This is a genomic window from Planomicrobium sp. MB-3u-38 (assembly GCF_002836425.1).
Taxonomy (GTDB): domain Bacteria; phylum Bacillota; class Bacilli; order Bacillales_A; family Planococcaceae; genus Planococcus; species Planococcus okeanokoites.
On the sequence record NZ_PJBO01000071.1, the window covers coordinates 97,348 to 117,711 of the forward strand.

Annotated in this window: 19 protein-coding genes, 1 tRNA gene and 1 other RNA gene; 18 read left to right on the plus strand and 3 right to left on the minus strand. The window is 45.8% G+C overall.

Annotation, left to right across the window (positions count from 1 at the left end):
- Positions 1-62 precede the first annotated feature (62 nt).
- From CXF70_RS14720 to CXF70_RS14790, 15 genes are all read left to right on the plus strand, one after another.
- Positions 63-134 (plus strand) — tRNA-Arg (locus CXF70_RS14720).
- A 444-nt stretch (positions 135-578) separates the two neighbouring features.
- Positions 579-809, plus strand: a complete 231-nt coding sequence (locus CXF70_RS14725; protein WP_101803294.1) for a glutaredoxin family protein — start codon at positions 579-581, stop codon at positions 807-809.
- Between the two features lie 107 nt (positions 810-916).
- The gene (locus tag CXF70_RS14730; protein ID WP_101803295.1) at positions 917-1,960 is read left to right on the plus strand and encodes a sugar-binding transcriptional regulator; all 1,044 of its coding nucleotides are present in this window, start codon (positions 917-919) and stop codon (positions 1,958-1,960) included.
- A gap of 1 nt (position 1,961) precedes the next feature.
- A complete protein-coding gene (gene gap, locus CXF70_RS14735) occupies positions 1,962-2,969 on the plus strand; it encodes a type I glyceraldehyde-3-phosphate dehydrogenase (protein WP_101803296.1) in 1,008 nt (335 codons plus the stop codon).
- 114 nt (positions 2,970-3,083) lie between these two features.
- Positions 3,084-4,268, plus strand: a complete 1,185-nt coding sequence (locus CXF70_RS14740) for a phosphoglycerate kinase (RefSeq protein WP_199172845.1) — start codon at positions 3,084-3,086, stop codon at positions 4,266-4,268.
- 47 nt (positions 4,269-4,315) lie between these two features.
- Positions 4,316-5,077, plus strand: a complete 762-nt coding sequence (gene tpiA, locus CXF70_RS14745; protein ID WP_101803298.1) for a triose-phosphate isomerase — start codon at positions 4,316-4,318, stop codon at positions 5,075-5,077.
- The gene (gene gpmI / locus CXF70_RS14750; protein WP_101803299.1) at positions 5,070-6,602 is read left to right on the plus strand and encodes a 2,3-bisphosphoglycerate-independent phosphoglycerate mutase; all 1,533 of its coding nucleotides are present in this window, start codon (positions 5,070-5,072) and stop codon (positions 6,600-6,602) included. The genes tpiA and gpmI overlap by 8 nt, the downstream gene beginning before the upstream one ends.
- 15 nt (positions 6,603-6,617) lie before the next feature.
- Complete coding sequence (gene eno, locus CXF70_RS14755; RefSeq protein ID WP_084242526.1) at positions 6,618-7,913, plus strand: phosphopyruvate hydratase; 1,296 nt, start codon at positions 6,618-6,620, stop codon at positions 7,911-7,913.
- A gap of 103 nt (positions 7,914-8,016) precedes the next feature.
- The gene (gene secG / locus CXF70_RS14760; protein WP_008429540.1) at positions 8,017-8,244 is read left to right on the plus strand and encodes a preprotein translocase subunit SecG; all 228 of its coding nucleotides are present in this window, start codon (positions 8,017-8,019) and stop codon (positions 8,242-8,244) included.
- 501 nt (positions 8,245-8,745) lie between these two features.
- A complete protein-coding gene (locus tag CXF70_RS14765) occupies positions 8,746-9,492 on the plus strand; it encodes an alpha/beta hydrolase (RefSeq protein ID WP_101803300.1) in 747 nt (248 codons plus the stop codon).
- Between the two features lie 23 nt (positions 9,493-9,515).
- On the plus strand, positions 9,516-11,837 hold the full coding sequence (gene rnr / locus CXF70_RS14770; protein ID WP_101803301.1) for a ribonuclease R: 2,322 nt from the start codon (positions 9,516-9,518) through the stop codon (positions 11,835-11,837).
- A 51-nt stretch (positions 11,838-11,888) separates the two neighbouring features.
- Complete coding sequence (gene smpB / locus CXF70_RS14775; RefSeq protein WP_101803302.1) at positions 11,889-12,353, plus strand: SsrA-binding protein SmpB; 465 nt, start codon at positions 11,889-11,891, stop codon at positions 12,351-12,353.
- Between the two features lie 87 nt (positions 12,354-12,440).
- Positions 12,441-12,794: a transfer-messenger RNA gene (gene ssrA, locus CXF70_RS14780) on the plus strand.
- 145 nt (positions 12,795-12,939) lie between these two features.
- Positions 12,940-13,482, plus strand: coding sequence for a dihydrofolate reductase family protein (locus tag CXF70_RS14785; RefSeq protein WP_101803303.1), 543 nt, complete (start codon positions 12,940-12,942; stop codon positions 13,480-13,482).
- Positions 13,483-13,593: 111 nt separating this feature from the next.
- The gene (locus CXF70_RS14790; RefSeq protein WP_101803304.1) at positions 13,594-14,664 is read left to right on the plus strand and encodes an aldo/keto reductase; all 1,071 of its coding nucleotides are present in this window, start codon (positions 13,594-13,596) and stop codon (positions 14,662-14,664) included.
- A 75-nt stretch (positions 14,665-14,739) separates the two neighbouring features.
- Here CXF70_RS14790 and CXF70_RS14795 read toward each other — a convergent pair whose 3' ends face one another.
- Positions 14,740-15,534, minus strand: a complete 795-nt coding sequence (locus tag CXF70_RS14795; RefSeq protein ID WP_233208654.1) for an alpha/beta fold hydrolase — start codon at positions 15,532-15,534, stop codon at positions 14,740-14,742.
- 202 nt (positions 15,535-15,736) lie between these two features.
- Between CXF70_RS14795 and CXF70_RS18260 the strand changes: the two genes are divergently transcribed.
- From CXF70_RS18260 to CXF70_RS14805, 3 genes are all read left to right on the plus strand, one after another.
- Positions 15,737-15,883: a hypothetical protein gene (locus tag CXF70_RS18260; RefSeq protein WP_158241205.1), complete on the plus strand. Its 147-nt coding sequence runs from the start codon at positions 15,737-15,739 to the stop codon at positions 15,881-15,883.
- 458 nt (positions 15,884-16,341) lie between these two features.
- Entirely contained in the window at positions 16,342-17,838 is a 1,497-nt protein-coding gene (locus CXF70_RS14800) for a glycine betaine uptake BCCT transporter (protein WP_101803305.1), read from the plus strand.
- A 198-nt stretch (positions 17,839-18,036) separates the two neighbouring features.
- On the plus strand, positions 18,037-18,912 hold the full coding sequence (locus CXF70_RS14805) for a 5'-3' exonuclease (protein ID WP_101803306.1): 876 nt from the start codon (positions 18,037-18,039) through the stop codon (positions 18,910-18,912).
- A 353-nt stretch (positions 18,913-19,265) separates the two neighbouring features.
- Here the strand turns inward: CXF70_RS14805 and CXF70_RS14815 are convergent, their stop codons facing one another.
- On the minus strand, positions 19,266-19,781 hold the full coding sequence (locus tag CXF70_RS14815; RefSeq protein ID WP_084242622.1) for a C39 family peptidase: 516 nt from the start codon (positions 19,779-19,781) through the stop codon (positions 19,266-19,268).
- Positions 19,782-19,814: 33 nt separating this feature from the next.
- Positions 19,815-20,273: an STAS domain-containing protein gene (locus tag CXF70_RS14820; RefSeq protein ID WP_101803308.1), complete on the minus strand. Its 459-nt coding sequence runs from the start codon at positions 20,271-20,273 to the stop codon at positions 19,815-19,817.
- Positions 20,274-20,364: the final 91 nt, after the last annotated feature.

Consider the following 20,364-nt stretch of genomic DNA (forward strand, 5'->3'; position numbering starts at 1 on the left):
AAATATCAACTTGATAAGTACCGCCATATTTTGTATACTGGTAAAGTCGCTAAGATAGAAACGCCCTCGTAGTGTAATGGATAACACCCAAGATTCCGATTCTTGTAATGGGGGTTCGATCCCCTCCGAGGGCATATTGACTCAACCCGCTTTGCCATTTATGGCGGAGCGGTTTTTTTTATAGACAATCTTAAATAATCGATATTCCGCAAAACAACTTGCTTGCCGCGGGCTTGCAAAAACCCGTGCTCCTGCATCGCTGCGCTAGCTTCGTCGCAAAGAGCCGGCCTTGCAGGCTACGGCCAACTCTTAGCTAACTTGGACTCGTTCCACTTCGTCCAAGTGGATCTCAGCACTTCGCTGGTCCCGCAGGCAAGGTTTTCTGTGCTGTTTTGCTCCCTATCTTAGATACTTGTTCAGCAAAAATAATTATCCCAGCGCCAGCGCGGCTCAGGACGGAGCGGAGCAATAAGACGAGTGTTCTTCTCGGCTTATTGCGGGAGCTTAGTCCAAAGCGCCGAAGCGAAATATCGAGTACTACGAACTATATGTAATCCTAATAAGAAAGAAGGCCAATCATGCTGACACTTTACACCCGACCGAATTGCCCTCTTTGCGAAGAGGCGAAACTGATGCTCAAGCTGGTGCAGGAAGATTTTCCGCTTGAGTTTAAAGAAGTGAATATAGAAGAGGATGACCGGCTGCATGAAAAATACATGCTGATGATTCCGGTTCTGGAGCAAGATGGGGAAGTATTGATATATGGCAATATCGGTTATGCCGAAATTCTGGAAGCGTTGGATTACTGACGCTTCTTTTTTGTTGCATTCAGATTTATTATTAGGTAGAATGAATTTAGTGGGACGGAAAATTACCTAGCGGGATAAATTTCGTCCAGCTGGAATGGAGTGAATCTATGGATGCTTTATCTTCAGCACAGAATAAACTGTTGCCGGAAATGTCCGTGCTCCTGAAAAAACGTTATCAGATCCTGCAGACCATCAATCAGGAACAGCCGATTGGCAGGAGAACCTTGAGTGAATTTTCCGGAATGACGGAACGCGATATCCGAAAAGAAACGGATTTGCTGCGCGAACAGCAATTGATCGAGATGAAATCTGCCGGCATGGTGATCACCAGGCAAGGCGAGGAAGTCCTCGATTCCTTGAAATCCTTTATGCAGAAGCTGACAGGAATCGCTGATCTGGCAGACAGATTGAAAAAGCATTTGGGAATTTCGGATGTCATCGTAGTTCCTTTGGATTCTGATAAAGCAGTGACTGTTAAACATCAGATCGGTAAAGAGGCTGCACGTCTTCTTGAAGCGAATTTCATCGGTGAAACCAAAGTTGCCGTAACCGGGGGCAGTACAATGGCGGCAATCGCCAAAGAACTGAAAGGCGATAAAGCTTATCCCTCTTTGCAATTCATTGCAGCACGCGGTGGACTGGGAGAAGATGTTCTGCATCAGGCGAATACTATTGCATCCGCTTTTGCTGAAAAAACCGGCGGTTCATTTAAAACCCTGTATTTGCCCGATCATCTCAGCGAAGAAGCATATGCGATGATGATGAAAGAGCCGCTCATCAAGGAGATGATGGACCTTTATGAACAGACGGATCTGGTTGTGCATGGAATCGGCAATGCCGAAGAGATGGCTTTAAGGCGTCAGTCAACCGAAGAAGAAGTTCAGATGATAACTGAAGGCGGTGCCGTCAGTGAAGCATTTGGCTATTATTTCGATGCAGAAGGCAATGTTGTTTACCGCATCCGTTCAGCGGGAATCCAATTGGAACAAGTGCATAAAGCTCCAGTGATCATTGCAGTAGCTGGTGGGCACTCGAAAGCGAAAGCGATACTTTCTTATTTCAAAAATGCACCTGAACGATCAGTGCTTGTAACTGATGAAGGTGCTGCGACAGAAATTAATAATCTTATAGAAAACCTAGGAGGAAATTGATATGACTTTAAAAATGGCGATTAACGGCTTTGGCCGCATTGGACGTATAGTATTCCGTGAAGCATTGGCAAACCCTGAAGTGGAAGTAGTGGCAGTAAACGATCTGACAGATGCAGCGATGCTTGCACATCTTTTGAAATACGACTCAATCCACGGCACCCTGGATGCAGAAGTTTCTGCAAGCGGCGAAAACATTGTCGTAAACGGCAAAGAAATCAAAGTATTCTCTGAAAAGGACCCAGCACAATTGCCTTGGGGTGAACTGCAGGTTGACATCGTCCTGGAATCTACAGGAATTTTCACAACAGAAGAAAAAGCTTCGAAACATATTGAAGCAGGCGCTAAGAAAGTCATCCTTTCAGCACCTGGCAAAAATGGTATGAAGATGCTTGTTATGGGCGTCAACGAAGATTCTTATAACCCGGAAGAGCACCATGTCGTTTCAAATGCATCGTGCACTACAAACGGTTTGTCTGGAATTTCTAAAGTCCTTAACGATAAATTCGGCATCAAGAAAGCCATGATGACGACAATCCACTCATACACAAACGACCAAGCTTTGCTTGATGCACCACACTCCGACTACCGTCGTGCGCGTGCAGCAGCAGAGTCGATGATCCCAACGACAACTGGCGCAGCGAAATCAGTTGCAAAAGTCCTGCCGGAACTTGAAGGCAAAATCGATGGCATGGCAATCCGTGTACCAACACCTAACGTTTCACTAATCGACCTGGTAGCTGAACTTGATACAGATGTTTCTGTTGAAGAAGTGAACCAAGCGCTTAAAGAAGCGACTGAAAACGAGCTTAAAGGCTACCTGGCATACAGCGAACTTCCACTTGTGTCTCGTGATTATAACGGCAACACAGCTTCAGCAACAGTTGACGGATTGTCTACAATGGCACTTGGCGGAAACATGGTCAAAGTCCTTGCATGGTACGACAACGAATCAGGCTATTCTGCACGCTGTGTAGACTTGGCTGTATATATGTACAACAAAGGGCTGTAATCCCAAAATCATAGCTTAATTACCAATGAACCTCTATAATAAAAGAGGGTAAAAGGGGTGGGGAATTTACCCCACCCCTTATTTTTTTGAATACAAATAGGAGGTATTTTCATGCTGCAGAAAATGACCATGAAAGATTTGGATTTGAAAGGAAAGCGCGTATTTTGCCGCGTCGATTTCAACGTACCGATGAAAGACGGAGAAGTGACGGATGATACACGGATCCGGGCAGCTGTTCCGACCATCGAATATTTGGTTGAAAATGGGGCGAAAGTGATATTGGCAAGCCATTTGGGGCGCCCAAAAGGCGAAGTCAATGAGGAAATGAGGCTGGCCGCGGCCGGATCGCGGTTAAGTGAATTGCTACATAAAGAAGTGAAAAGCCTGAAAGAATCAATCGGGGAGTCGGTTGAAAAAGAAATTGGGGAAATGCAGCAAGGCGACATTATCCTTTTGGAAAATGTCCGTTTCCATGCAGGTGAAGAAAAGAACGACGATACGTTGGCAAAATCCTTTGCTGAACTCGCAGACGTGTTTGTGAATGACGCTTTCGGAGCAGCACACCGTGCGCACGCTTCTACAGCAGGCATTGCAAAACATCTTCCTTCCGTTTCAGGACTTTTGCTTGAAAAAGAACTGGACGTGCTTGGAAAAGCATTGTCTGAACCAGAACGGCCATTTACCGCTATTATTGGCGGAGCTAAAGTGAAAGATAAAATTGGTGTCATCGATCATTTATTGGATAAAGTGGATAATCTTTTGATCGGCGGCGGCTTGTCATACACATTCATCAAAGCGCAAGGCCATGAAATCGGCAATTCGCTCGTGGAAGAAGATAAATTGGAGCTGGCACGATCTTTCATCCAAAAGGCTGAAGAAAAAGGCGTGAAATTCTATCTGCCTGTCGATGCTACAGTTGCAGACGAGTTTTCAAAAGACGCGGAAACCAAACAAGTGAAGATTGAAGAGATCCCTTCAGATTGGATGGGTCTTGATATCGGACCTGAAACCGCAAAATTATATGCGGATGTCATCAAGAATTCGAAATTGGTCATCTGGAATGGGCCGATGGGAGTTTTCGAAATGGAGCCATTCGCAAACGGCACACGTTCGGTTGCTGAGGCCATGGCTGAAACAGAAGCATACACAGTCATCGGCGGCGGAGATTCCGCAGCCGCAGTTGAAAAGTTCAATGTAGCTGACAAGATGGACCATATCTCGACAGGCGGCGGAGCATCGCTTGAATTCATGGAAGGCAAGGAATTGCCTGGTGTCACTGCATTAACTGATAAAAAATAAAATTTTTTTACAATAGTCAGTTCGAAAATCAGAAAGGGAGTGTCTGTTTGAGAAAACCGATTATCGCTGGAAACTGGAAAATGTATAAAACAGCTGCTGAAGCAAAAGCGTTCGCAGAGGAAGTAAAAACAGCAGTTCCATCGGCTGACAAAGTTGATGCCGTTATCTGTGCACCTGCTTTATTTCTTCAAGGTTTAGTGGAAGCCGCTGAAAACACGGATTTGAAAATCGGCGCACAAACAATGCATGCAGAAAAAGAAGGGGCGTTTACCGGAGAGATCAGCCCTGTGCAATTAAAAGATCTGGGTGTGGAATATGTTATTATCGGCCACTCGGAACGCCGTCAATACTTCAATGAAACTGATGAATCGGCGAACAAGAAAGTACTATCGGCTTTTGAGTTCGGTTTGAAACCGATTTTATGTGTCGGTGAATCGCTTGAACAACGCGACAACGGCGATACCGGCAATGTAGTGGAAGCGCAAGTGGAAAAAGGCGTGGCTCAATTATCCGCTGAACAAGTTGCTGAACTGGTGATCGCGTACGAACCGATCTGGGCGATTGGCACGGGTAAAACCGCTACATCAGAAGACGCCAACGATGTATGCGGCGTGATCCGCAACAAGATCGAATCCATTTACGATGAAGAAACAGCTGGTGCAATCCGCATCCAATACGGCGGCAGCGTTAAACCGGCGAATATTGAAGAACTTTTGAATATGGAGCATATTGACGGTGCTTTGGTTGGAGGAGCAAGTCTCGAAACTGAGTCGTTCCTCAAATTATTGGAGGCTGGTGCAAATGCGTAATACGGAAAACCCGGTGGCTTTGATCATCCTGGATGGCTTCGGCTGCCGAAAAGAAACGTTCGGCAACGCAGTGGCTCAGGCTAAAAAGCCGAATTTCGATAAACTATGGAATAATTATCCGCATGAACTGTTGACTGCTTCAGGCGAAGCGGTCGGTCTGCCGGATGGCCAAATGGGGAATTCGGAAGTGGGACACTTGAATATCGGCGCAGGAAGAATCGTCTATCAAAACCTGACCCGTATCAATAAATCGATCAGGGATGGGGATTTCTTTCAGAATACAGCATTTCTGGAAGCTATCGCCAAAGCGAAGTCGAACGGATCAGCCCTCCATCTGATGGGCTTACTGTCAGACGGAGGCGTTCACAGCCATTATGAACACCTTTTCGCTTTATTGGAACTGGCCAAACAGCAGGGGCTTGAAGAAGTTTATGTACATGGATTCCTGGATGGCCGCGATGTCGGGCCGCAAACCGCATTGCAGTACATCGAAAGAACGGAAGAAAGAATGGCTGAAATCGGTGTAGGTAAATTCGCATCGATCAGCGGCCGCTATTATGCCATGGACCGTGATAAACGCTGGGACCGTGCAGAAGTTGCCTATCGTGTATTAGTGGATGGCACCGGACTTAATGCTTCCACTGCAAGTGAAGGAGTCGTTCAATCTTATGATCAGGGAGTAATGGACGAATTCGTAGTGCCGTTTTATATAGAAGAAAACGGCGAACCTGTAGCGACAATCAGATCGGAAGACTCTTTGATTTTCTTCAATTTCAGGCCGGACCGTGCAATTCAGCTGACATCGACATTGATCACAAATGAATTTAACGGCTTCCCATTGAGTCCAAACCACCCCATTGACTTGACGTTTGTGTCATTCACTTCCTATAGTGATGTCCTGCCGACAAGGATCGCTTTTGAATCACTCAATCTTGAAAACACGTTGGGAGAAGTGATTTCAGCGAACGGGCTGACGCAATTAAGAATTGCGGAAACTGAAAAATATCCTCATGTCACCTTCTTCATGAGCGGTGGCAGGGAGAATGTATTCCCAGGTGAAGAACGGATTCTTGTGGATTCACCTAAGGTGGCGACATACGATCTGCAACCGGAAATGAGCGCATATGAAGTCACTGACAAACTTGTCGAAAAAATAGAAGCAGAGGCTCATGATGCAATCATCCTTAACTTTGCCAATCCGGATATGGTCGGGCACAGCGGATTATTGGAGCCGACCATCCAGGCAATTGAAGCTGTGGATGAATGTCTCGGACGAATCATCGAAGCATTGCGCGCAAAAGGCGGAACGGCAATTGTTACTGCCGATCATGGTAACTCCGATGAGGTGCTGACGATTGAGGGCTTGCCGATGACGGCGCACACAACCAATCAGGTGCCGGTCATCGTGACCAGATCAGGTTTAGAACTGAGAACGGACGGCATTCTGGCCGACCTCGCGCCAACCGTATTGAAATTACTGGATATCGAACAACCGGCAGAAATGACCGGAAAATCACTATTTTAAAGGGAGCTGTTTATATTGCCAATCATTACAGATATTTTAGCACGCGAAGTTCTTGACTCACGTGGGAATCCGACAGTAGAAGTTGAAGTTTTCACTGAAAGCGGCGCTTTTGGACGCGCAATCGTACCATCCGGTGCATCTACTGGTGAACACGAAGCAGTAGAATTACGTGACGGCGACAAAGGCCGTTACTTGGGCAAAGGTGTTCTGAAAGCAGTTGAACATGTAAACAATGAAATTGCTGAAGAACTTGAAGGGAACTACTCCGTTTTGGATCAGGTTTCCATCGACCAGGCATTGATTGAACTGGATGGCACTGAAAACAAGGGCCGTCTGGGAGCCAACGCAATTCTTGGCGTCTCCATGGCTGTAGCCCATGCAGCAGCAGATTATCTGGACCTTCCGCTTTATCAATATCTTGGAGGATTCAACGCGAAGCAATTGCCGGTTCCAATGATGAACATCTTAAATGGCGGCGAACATGCCGACAATAACGTGGACATCCAGGAATTCATGGTTATGCCGGTTGGAGCTGAATCTTTCCGCCATGCACTGCGCATGGGAGCTGAAATCTTCCATAACCTGAAAACGGTATTGAAAGAAAAAGGCTATAACACTTCTGTTGGTGATGAAGGCGGCTTCGCACCGAACCTTGGTTCGAACGAAGAAGCTTTGGAAACAATCATGACAGCAATCGAAAAAGCCGGTTATAAGCCAGGGGAAGATGTACTTCTTGCAATGGATGTAGCGGCTTCTGAAATCTACAATAAAGAAAAAGGCATTTACACTCTTGCCGGTGACAATACGACGAAAACTTCAGCTGAAATGGTCGACTGGTACGAAGAGCTTGCAAACAAATACCCGATCGTTTCAATCGAAGACGGTTTGGATGAAAATGACTGGGACGGCTTTAAATTATTGACGGACCGCATTGGTGAAAAAGTACAGTTGGTCGGAGATGACTTGTTCGTAACGAACACGAAGAAACTCGCTCAAGGAATCGAGCAGGGAATCGGCAACTCAATCCTGATCAAAGTAAATCAAATCGGTACATTGACTGAAACCTTCGATGCAATCGAAATGGCTAAGCGCGCTGGCTATACTGCTGTCATCAGCCACCGTTCAGGTGAATCTGAAGATGTAACAATTGCGGACATCGCTGTTGCGACAAATGCCGGACAAATCAAGACAGGTGCTCCGTCACGTACGGACCGCGTTGCGAAATACAACCAATTATTGCGCATCGAAGATCAATTGCACGATACTGCTAAATACCTCGGCGTGAAAACTTTCTACAACTTGAATAAATAGAACAAAAGAGGCATTGCCTCTTTTTTCTATTGCTATTGTCATAGGTCGCAATTTTTGGTAAACTTATTCTTGTTGTGAAGGTTTTATTCAGGAGGTGGAATTTATGCATACGTTGTTAATGACATTACTCGTCATCGTATCGCTCGCATTAATCGTTGTCGTATTATTACAATCAGGTAAAAGTGCAGGTCTTTCAGGAGCCATCTCCGGTGGAGCTGAGCAACTTTTCGGCAAGCAAAAAGCACGGGGACTTGATCTTGTCCTTCATCGTGTAACGATTGTACTTGCTGCCTTATTCTTTATTTTGGCTATCGCCGTAACGAAAGTATAATGTAGATGACTAAATCGCCTGACCAATAAACTGGTTGGGCGTTTTCTTTTATAAATTACTATAAAACGTTATATACCGATATTCCGCAAAACAGCTCCGCGTTCCTGGGGGCTTGCGCTGAGCTAACTCGTACTCGTTTCACTTCGTCCGAGTGGATCTCAGCACTTCGCTCGAACTGGAGTTGGAAAGCCAACTCCAGTTCTGATCCCCTGGGAGTCTTCGCTGTTTTGCTCCATATCTAAACTATATATATAAATTGAATAGACATGTTATTTTCTTTGATTGTAGTGGAAGGTGGCGAAGGGCAAAGAGGTGCTTCTGCATCGCTATGCTGCTTCGTCGCAAACGATTTGCGCAAGCGCAAACCGTTTCCTGCGGGAATAAGAGCGTGTCCTGAGACCCCACAGTGAGCGAAGCGAATGAGGAGGCTCAGGCCGCTCTCCGCGGCGTCCGCCTGGGACGTAAATCAGAATATTGATATTAATTTCTGGAGGGATTTGCATGAGGATTACACCGCCAAAACCATTTTTCTTCAAAGCAGGACCACGGGCGGTACTGCTGCTTCACGGCTTTACCGGCAATTCCGCTGATGTGCGGATGCTTGGGCGTTTTCTTGAAAAGAAAGGGTATACATCTATTGCCCCACATTTGGAAGGGCACGGAGTGGAGCCTGAAAAATTAGTGAAAAGCGGACCGGAAGGCTGGTGGCGGGAAGTTGAACAGGCTTACCAGCAACTGAAAGATGAAGGCTATACGGAAATTGCAGTCGGTGGATTGTCGCTCGGCGGCGTATTATCACTGAAAGCAGGGTATACATTCCCTGTGAAGGGCATATTTACGATGTGCTCACCGATGATCATGAAAACGACAGACCTTCTGTTTGAAGGGGTTATCAATTATGCCCGTAATTACAAAAAGCTTGAAGGAAAAGAAGACGATGTTATCGAAGAAGAAATACAGGGCTTGCGTGAACATGGCATGCCGTCTCTTTCAGACTTGCGCGATTTGGTGCAGGATGTTCGGAAGCATGCGGATCATGTCTATGCACCGACATTTGTCGTGCAGGGTTCGTTGGATAACGTTATTGATACCGATTCAGCTAATATCATCTATGATTCAGTTGAATCGTTTGATAAAAAGATTAAGTGGTACGAGAAATCAGGGCATGTAATCACCCTTGATAAAGAAAAAGAACAATTGCATGAAGATGTTTTGGAATTTCTCGAATCGCTCGATTGGAGCGTGTGAGAACGCCAGAAGGAGGAAATTTAATGGGAAATAATGAGATGTCATTGGACCAGCGTTTATTGGCTTTTATGCGAGAAGATGCTTATAAACCCCTGACTGTTCAAGAGATTGAAGAGCAATTCGGGTTTGAAGATGCTGATGAGTTTAAAGAGCTGGTAAAAACTTTAGTTAAATTAGAAGAAAAAGGATTATTGGTGCGTTCACGCGCCAATCGTTATGGGGTCCCTGAACGCATGAACCTGATGAGCGGAAAATTCATCGGCCATCCAAGAGGCTTCGGTTTTGTAGCTTATGATGAAGCTGGACAGGATGATATCTTCATCCCGCCGACAGAAGTCAACGGCGCGATTAACGGAGACAGAGTCATGGTGAGGATTTCTGAGTCATCAGGAGGAGATCGCCGTGAAGGTGCCATCATCCGCATTTTGGAACGCGGCACTACTCAAGTTGTCGGAACTTTCCAGGACAACCGTGGCTTCGGTTTTGTCATTTCAGATGATAAAAAGATGAATATGGATATTTTCATTGCCAAAGATGATACACTCGGTGCGATTGACGGCCATAAAGTGGTCGTGGAAATCACAGGCTGGCCGGAAGGCAGAAAGTCGGCTACCGGAATGGTCAAGCAGATTCTCGGACACAAGAATGATCCCGGTGTCGATATCCTTTCGATCATCCATAAACATGGCATCGAAGTTGAGTTTCCGCCGGCTGTATTGGATGAAGCAAATGCAGTCCCTGATGAAATCGATCCTGAAGATATAAATGACAGAAGAGATTTGCGCAATGAACAGATCGTCACAATTGACGGTGCAGACGCAAAAGATTTGGATGATGCTGTTCAAGTGGTGAAAATGGAAGATGGCACGTATAAACTCGGCGTCCATATTGCCGACGTCAGCCATTATATTACGGAAGGTTCAGAAATGGACCGTGAAGCCTATGACCGCGCGACGAGCGTATATTTGACTGACCGCGTGATTCCGATGATTCCCCATCGCCTTTCAAATGGGATCTGTTCTTTGAACCCGCAGGTCGACCGTCTGACCTTATCCTGCGAAATGATTTTCAATGACCAGGGCGAAGTAATTTCGCATGAAATCTTCCAGAGTGTCATCCGGACTTCAGCACGCATGACGTATACGGATGTATACGAAATTCTGGAACAGGACAACCAGGAATTGAAAGAGAAGTACAGTGAATTGGTGCCGATGTTCGAATTGATGAAGGAATTGGCAAGCATCCTTCGTGACAAACGCATGCGCCGTGGCGCCATCGATTTTGATTTTAAAGAATCGAAAGTATTGGTTGATGAAGACGGCAACCCGACGGATGTAGTCGTTCGCGAGCGTACGGTTGCAGAGCGCTTGATCGAAGAGTTCATGCTGGCGGCCAACGAAACAGTGGCGGAACATTTCCATCACATGGAAGTGCCGTCCCTTTACCGGATCCACGAAGATCCGAAGCCTGAAAAACTCCAGCGATTCTTTGAATTCGTAACGAATTTTGGTATCGTTGTAAAAGGTACCGGCAATGAAATCCATCCCCGTGCCCTGCAGGAAATCGTGGAATCGATTGAAGGCACACCGGAAGAACCGGTTATATCGACGATGCTGCTCCGTTCGATGCAGCAGGCGAAGTATTCAGCGGAAAGTCTTGGGCATTTCGGTCTGTCGACTGAATTCTATACCCACTTCACATCTCCGATCCGCCGTTACCCGGATTTGATCATCCACCGGCTGATCCGCACATATCTGATTGAGAAAGACCTTTCGAAATCGACGCTGATGCACTGGGAAGCCAATATGGATGATATAGCGACGCATACTTCTGAGCGTGAAAGACGCGCGGTGGAAGCTGAGCGCGATACAGACGCTTTGAAGAAAACCCAGTTCATGGCCGATAAGATCGGTGAAGAATTTACAGGAATCGTTTCTTCTGTGACCAACTTCGGTTTGTTCATTGAATTGCCGAATACAATTGAAGGGCTGGTCCATGTTTCCAATATGACGGATGATTTTTACCGTTTCGATGACCGCCAGATGATGATGATCGGTGAACGCAGCAACCGCCAGTTCCGAATCGGCGATGAAGTGGAGATCAAAGTCATCGGTGTCAAACCGGAAGAATCGGCTATCGATTTTGAAATTGTCGGCATGACGCAAAATGTCCGCCGCACAAGAAAAGACGCGCCGAAAGTCATCCGTGCTTCCAAAAAAGAAGGCGGAGGCAAAGTAGGGCGTGATGGCAAGAAACAAGACGGAGGACCGACCCGCAAGGGCAAGAATCCGAAAAAGAAATTCTATGAAGGCGCAGCGAAGAAGAATAAGCGCAAAAAGAAATGAGCAAGGAGCGGCTCACGGGCCGCTCTTTTCAACTAATTTGAGGTGGAATCAATGGCAAAAGGATCAGGCAATGTAATTGCCCAGAACAAAAAAGCCGGCTTTGATTATTTTATTGAAGAAACGATGGAAGCCGGGATTGTGCTGCAAGGCACGGAAATCAAGTCTGCAAGAAACGGCAAAGTGCAGTTGAAGGATGCTTTCGTCCGAATACGCGGCGGGGAAGCGTGGATTTCCAATATGCACATCAGTCCGTATGAGCAAGGGAATATCTTCAATCACGACCCGACACGATCACGGAAACTGCTGCTGCATAAAAAACAGATCCGGGAACTGGAATCCCATTCGAAAGAGCAAGGGGTCACGATCGTCCCTTTGAAGATGTATTTGAAGGACGGTTTCGCCAAAGTCCTGATTGGTGTGGGTAAAGGTAAGAAAAACTATGATAAGCGTGAAGATCTGAAGAAGAAAGACGCCAAACGGGAAATTGACCGTGCGATGAAAGAGCGCAGCCGTTAGGCTTGAAGTCTGACCTTCTTTGCCTTATAATGGGTTTATAACACAAGCACGATTGAGTCATACTCTCTCCGTGTCTTCTTATAATGAGGGGACGTTACGGATTCGACAGGGATGGCCAGGGCTTGGGTTGCGCGTCGGAGGGTCGGCTTCGTCATCAACGCACTTATAACAACTGGCAAAACAAACCAAAACCTAGCATTCGCAGCGTAAGCTCGGATCTGCTCTATGTATCCATCGCCCATGTGGCTATGTAGAGCTCAACTTTAGTGGGATACGGTCGGCAGTGCAACTTGAGCTGCCGGCAGGAGATTTTCAAGTTAGCGCACATGACGCCTGCTTATCGGCATAGTGCTGCGCGAAACTCAAATCGATAAGCTACACGCGTAGATGCTCAAGTAGCTGAATTTCTGGACGCGGGTTCGACTCCCGCCGTCTCCATAGATTTTATGGAGCTACATAAGAACGCCAAAACCTTTAAAAGGGTTTTGGCGTTTTTTCATTTCAACGAAAAGCAGGAACTCTTCTTATATAGAAGGAATTGTAATCATCAGAAGCAAAACTTTCATCAAAATAGGAGGGAAGCAAAATGGCAAAAGTAATCTGGGGCATGATCATGTCGGTTGATGGGTTCATCAATGATCGGCACGGAAGTTTGGGTAAATTGTACGCCAGTTTTGAGCCGAACGACGAAATCAATGCGGCGATGGGCAATACCGGAGCGGTTGTAATGGGTCGCAATAGTTTTGAGAGCACGGAAGACACGGATGCTTATGCAGATAATTATGAGTCTCAAGTGGCGTTGTATATATTGACTCATCATCCGCCTGCCAGGCATCCGAAAGAAAACGACAAGTTGACAATTACTTTTGTCACCGACGGAATCGAGAATGCCATACGCCAGGCAAAAGCCTCAGCCGGTGACAAAGACGTGGTGGTGCTCGGCGCGAATACAGGGCAGCAGGCGCTGAAAGCGGGACTGGTCGATGAACTGCAGATTGCGATTGCTCCGATACTTCTTGGAACAGGGCTCCGTTTTTTCGAACATCTGGATGACCTTGAGATTGAACTGGAAAAAATAAAAACGGTCGAGACGGGCAGACAGGTGGAGATATGGTACAAGGTAATTTGATTTATCGTGAGCAGACTCATCCCAAAATAATCTATTCTGTTTTAGTGATCAAAATGGCGGGTAGATAACTACTGTCAACAAATAGTAAATAGACATTTTGAGGAGGATTCGATGGAATATATTTATCTTGGCAACTCAGGTCTCCGGGTTCCTAAATATATACTGGGAACCATTCCTTTCAGTGGAACAAACGGTTTTGAAGCAGCGGGCAACGTGAAGGAAGATGAAGCGCGGCGGATGGTGGACATATCTCTGGAAGCGGGCATTAATATGTTTGATACTGCAAATTTATACTCGCAGGGAGATGCGGAAAAAGTTCTGGGTTCGGCGATCAAAGGACGACGGGACGAAGTGCTTCTGACATCAAAAACGGGATTTCCTCTGGGTGAAAATCCGAATGGCCAGGGAGCTTCACGCAATAACATCCTGACTTCCATTGATCAGTCATTGGAGCGTCTCGGCACGGATTATCTGGATTTATATTTTGTGCATTTATGGGACGGGCAGACGCCGGTCGAAGAGACGGTCGAGACGATGGACAGCCTGGTGAAATCAGGCAAGATCCGTCACTGGGGTGTTTCAAATTACAGCGGCTGGGCGCTTGCAAAAACGCATACTTATGCAAAACTGGCCGGGTTTATTCCGCCAATTACACAGCAGATCTATTATACGCCGGAAGCGCGTGAAGCGGAGTATGAACTGCTGCCGGCAGGTACCGAATTGGGTGTCGGTTCCATGATCTGGAGTCCGCTTGGTGAAGGATTATTGAACGGCAAAATCGGCAGGGATAAGGAAGCACCGGAAGATACGCGTCAAGGCGGCGGATGGCCGGAGCCTTGGGTGATGGACCAGGAGCGGCTTTACCAGGTGATTGACGCGCTGGAGGAAGTAGCTAAGAATCACAATGCCTCCGTGCCGCAAATCGCTTACTCATGGGTCAAGGACCGCCCGAACGTCGGACCGATTGTCATTGCAGCGCGAAATGAAGAGCAGCTGAGAGAAAATATTGCATCTTTTGACATTCAGCTGACGAAAGAAGAGCATGATAAGATCGAGTCAGTCGCGCGACCTACACCGATTTATCCGCATTGGCACCGGGCGATGAGTGCTCCGCAAATGGGCAGTCCGTCTGAAATCGGCTACTTACAGGCTTATAAAAAATCGATGGGGATGGACGATTAATATTACTGTCACGAATAAAAGGCACGACTGTGTTCCGAAATGGAAGCGGCCGTGTCTTTTATTATTTTCTCCTGATTAATTTTGTTCACCGACCCAACTTGTAATTATTGCTGCTGCTTGATGGGGATGATCCCATTGGAGCAGATGGGCAGACTCAGGAATTGAAAAGACTGTCACATCCTCGATCGACTCTTTCATTTGAACGATTCCTTTATTCCTTGCTTCGTTCAATTCCTTCGGCAGTTCTGCACGGATCAGGATGACGGGAACTTGTATATAGGGATAGGCATCAGTAAAAGGCTCTTCGAAAAAAGCTTTGATGATGGACAGGGCTGTGTGCTTCGACGCAATCAATCTGTATTGGCCGTCACGGCTTTTTGTAAAAATAGAGCGGACATATTGTTCTTTCCGGTCATTCCAATCTTGGGTGAAATTTCGATATTCATTAAAAATATCGGCTTCAGTTTGATAAATTGATCCATCCATATAGTTGCTCCATCCCGAATAGGCATAGTCAAAAGTCATTTCCGGCTGGTTTTGTGGAAACGTAAATGCGCCACCAAGCAGGATCAATCCCTGAACCTCATCAGGGAATTGACGAGTGAAATGCAATGCAACATCCGTTCCCCAGGAATGGCCCATGACAATATAAGGTTTTTGTATAATATGAGTAAGAACATAGTGCAGCCACTTCGCCAGATTTGAAAACAGATAGTCTTCTTCATTCGGCAGAGGTTTTGTTTTCCCGTGACCCGGCAGATCCAAAATGATGAGATGGAAATCATCTCTTAACCGGTCAGCCAGTTCCGCAAAACTATAGAAACCATTTCCCGCAAGACCGTGCAGACAAACGATGGCAGGCTTAGCCACATCCCATATTCGATATAACTTACTTTTCCTGATTGCGTGTTAATTTCACGTTTTTGCATGTGCAAGCCTCCGGTTGGCGGGTCTATGGATATCTCTCATTTCATTATACAAGAAGACAGCGGCATCAGATGGAATTTTGACAAGGCAATGTATATAGTTGAATTATCGATAAAATCGTTCAAAGATATAAGGAGGTGCAAGTTTGCTTTACAACTCCAGAAAGCATCCGGAATGGCTTGAGCCGCATTCCCTCCAATGGTACCAGCAGCTCGGGGACAGCCAAAAGGCTTATTTGTATCCATGCTCATTCACTAAAGCAGACATTGAAATCATCGAAACGACAGAATAACTTCATGAGCCATTGGATGTAATCCGATATGGCTGTTTTGGCCAGTCGTTGAATCTCATTTCTGCTGTGGAAAAAGAAGGACTCATAAACATAAAAAGAATTTTTGAGAAAGAAACTGGCCGGAAAGGCCTGTCAATCGCCCATTCCCGTTATATGATCAGAGTGGAATTATGAAGAGGTTAAAAAATTTTGAAACGCATAAAGGTGTATACAGTCTGTGTGAGAAGACTGGAATCAATGGGTTTTGATAGAAAATGTTTAGGGTAATTAATACAGTGGACTCATAAAGATGTATACATAATTCAACAGTTCTTTAGAGCTTGTTTGCATCGCTTGACTTCAAGTTCTATTTTCCGTAGTCTTGAATATTGTTGAATAAATCTGAGATTCTGTTTCGATTGGTACGGCTGTGAAATGATCAATCGACTAAACAGAGAATTGAAAAGGGGGACAATAATATGAAAAAAGTTACCAATGTTTTTTGGATAGCACTGGCGCTTGTGTTGCTTGCAGTAGCATACGGAGCGATGGCGCCGGAAAATTTTGCGGAAGTCACAGGTAACATTGAAGGATTCCTGACAACTTCATTCGGCTGGTATTATTTATTGATCGTTTCTGTCATGGTTCTATTCTGTCTGTTCTTCCTGATCAGTCCGATGGGGCAGATCAAATTGGGGAAAGACACCGATAAACCCGAGTTTTCATTTGCTACATGGGTTGCCATGCTCTTTTCAGCGGGTATGGGGATCGGGCTGGTATTCTGGGGAGCGGCTGAACCGTTATCCCACTTTGCAATCGATCCGGCTACCGCCGAACCTGGAAGCAATGAAGCCTTCCGTGAATCGATACGATTTACATTCTTCCACTGGGGGATACACGCTTGGGCAATTTATGCTGTAGTTGCTCTGCCGCTTGCTTATTTCCAATTCCGAAAAGGTGAACCTGGCCTGATTTCTGCAACTTTGAAACCGTTGTTCGGTGATCGCATGAACGGTCCGCTTGGCACACTTGTTGATGTCATTGCCGTATTTGCTACAGCGGTCGGTGTTGCGACGACATTAGGATTCGGGACAATCCAAATCAATGAAGGACTCGCTTTCCTGATTGATGGAATCCCAGGCGATAACTTTGTGGTCCAATTGATCATCATTGCAGTGGTGACGATCTTATTCATGATTTCTGCTTGGAGCGGGTTGAGTAAAGGGATCAAGTATCTTTCAAATACGAATATGGTGCTTGCAATCACTCTGCTTGTACTGGTCATCATTTTGGGGCCGACTTTGCTTATCATGAACATGTTCACCGAAAGTTTGGGTGCATATTTCCAGAATTTAGTTAAAATGAGTTTCCGTGCAGCGCCTATCGATGGAGAGAACCGGGCATGGATCGACGGCTGGACCATCTTCTATTGGGCATGGTGGATTTCTTGGGCGCCGTTCGTGGGAATCTTTATCGCACGTGTTTCCAAAGGACGCACCATCCGCCAGTTCTTGTTCGGTGTATTGATGATACCGACATTGATCAGCTTCATCTGGTTTGCAGCATTCGGTTCAACAGCGATTGATGTGCAAAACAGCGGTGTTGATTTAACCGGATTACTGACATCCGAAGTTCTGTTCGGCGTATTCAATGAAATACCGCTTGGCGTCATCCTGTCGATCATCGCCATTTTACTGGTGACGACTTTCTTCATTACATCTGCCGATTCTGCGACATTTGTTCTGGGGATGCAGACAACAAACGGTTCATTGCATCCGGCAAATGCCGTCAAACTGACTTGGGGAGTCGCGCAGTCGTCGATTGCAGTCATCCTTCTGTCAGCCGGCGGACTGGATGCGCTTCAGACAGCTTTGATCATTGCGGCATTCCCATTCTCCTTTATCATGTTATTGATGATGGGCTCGTTCTACAAAGCATTGAATCTGGAATACAAAGCAATTAAACGCAAACGATAAAGAGAAACTGTTTTAATGGAAAACCTCATTGAATGCCAGTTCATCTAATCAGGTTTTAACAGTCAGTAAATTTCCATCTTTATTTAAGGGGAGCTATACTGACTGTTATAACGGGATAAAACCGCCGATCAGGCGGTTTTTTTCTGTTTAAGAGCGTATAATAAGGTATGGGATCAATTGAATGGAGGAATTATTGTTATGGAAAAACCGCACGTATTATTGGTAGATGGAATGGCTTTATTGTTCCGTTCTTTCTTCGCGACTTCTGCAGTCGGCCAATATTTCAGAACAACAGATGGACTTGCGACAAATGGCGTCCAGGGCTTCACCCGTCATGTACTTGCTGCTAAGACGATGATGAAACCGACACATATGGCGGTATGCTGGGACATGGGTGCCCACACTTTCCGCACAGAGATGTTTGATGGCTATAAAGCCAATCGTCCGGCACCACCGGAAGACATGCTGCATCAATTCGATATGGCAAAAAACATTTCGGAGCAATTGGGTTGGCAGAACTTCGGGGAAAAGGGCATCGAAGCGGATGATTTCATCGGTTCCTTTACGAAACAATGGCAAGACGAAGTGGATTTCACCATTATCACTGGCGATAAGGATATGCTGCAATTGCTCAAACCCTCAGTGAAAATCGCTTTCATGAAGAAAGGTTTTCATATATATGATGTCTACACGGATGTCAGGTTCAGGGAAGAGTATGGCATCGAACCGAATCAGTTTGCAGATGTCAAAGCGTTCATGGGGGACGCGAGTGATGGTTACCCGGGTGTCAAAGGAATCGGACCTAAGACAGCTTTGCAGCTGATACAAAAATACGGTTCAACTGACGGCGTGCTTTCTGCAATTGATGAACTTAAGCCCGCACAGAAGAAAAAGATTGAAGAAAACAAAGAAATGCTCATGTTATCCAAGGAACTTGCAGTCATCAAATGTGACATTGAACTTGATATTCCGCTTGATAAAATTATGGTTCAGCAATACACCGAAGAACATATCCGCATTTGTGAAGATCAGCAACTGAACCTTTTGGCCAGGCAGCTTGAAAAGAGTTTATAAGCAATAAGGAAATATAATTTGCTTAAATCAATTTACTGAAAATGTTTATTGTATCCTATTATGCAACGCTATTTAGAGAAGGCAATTAGAGATATGGAACAAAACAGCGAAGACTCCCAGGTGAGTAGAAACGGAGTTGGCTTTCCAACTCCGTTTCGAGCGAAGTGCTGAGATCCACTCGGGCGAAGTGGAACGAGTCCGAGTTAGCTCAGCGCAAGCCAAGAGTTGGCCGAAGGTAGTGTGGCCGGCTCTTTGCGACGAAGCTAGCGCAGCGATGCAGGAGCACGGTTTTTGGAAAGCGAAGCAGTTTTGTGAAATATCGGTTTCTAAATTATTACTAACTAATAAAAAAATCATCCCGATTTTCTCGGAATGATTTTTACAAATCTCAATACAGAGCGTTGTTCATTATAAGAGACCGTCCGGACTTTACTCGGGCGGTTTCTTTTTCCGTTGTCATGAAAATAGAGGATCACATCATCGCCCTTATCTTCAAAGCCGATAAGTGGAACCCAATGATAATTGAACATCGGTTTTGAAAACCAGCGGAACGTGAAGTAGCGGTCAAATTTCATCGCCAATGGCCTGCCATTCAACAGTTCGCGTTTCACCTCAGATATGGAGCGGGTTTTTTGGATGGCGTATTGGCTGCCGGCTATCTTGTGGAAATTCCGCACAAGCCGCCATGTGAAAAGGCCGATTCGTGTAGTACCAAGCAGCCGGTAAACATCGTTGATGCCCAAGGGTTCATTTTCGTGATAATTGAAAATGGCGGCTGCAGTGACAGGACCACAGGCAGAGCCGCGTATAGGGCTGTCAATCGCTTCATCGTACTGGGACATTCCTTTGAACGGGAGAAGGATTTTCAAGATGTTCGCCTCCAAACTCAATTTAACTCATTATTAAGAAAGGCTTTCTTTCTTTTCATCCAGCAATTCTTTTAAAGCTGCACGGAATGTCTGGTAAACTTCCAGATCCACTTGAATGCCGGCATGGACTATTTCACGGACAAAACGGGGATTGAATCCCACATAGATCGGTCGCAGCCCCATCAGTTTTAATCCGCTGTTCAACGCCGTCAACTCATTCGCCAGTTCGTTGTAGTCGAAGGTCTGGATATCCTCAGATTGGACGCCGGTAAAGTCAAAAATGACACATTCCGTTTCGCGGTGTTCGCCCGCATGCTGAAGCGCTTTGCTGCGGATCAATTCGAATCGTTCACTTGAAATCAAGCCGGCGATCGGCATCAATATCGTTTTAGGCACGATTGATGGAATGATCGGGGCAGACATATTCTGGATGACCATTTCGTAATACTTCACAAGATCTTTTAACTCACTTATTTCTTTCTGCAGATCCATGGTGCCACCTCACTGAATTTGGTAATTCAAGTATACAATAATATGCGCCTATATGCCCGTGAAGATTAAAAACAGTTTGGCATTGGCAATA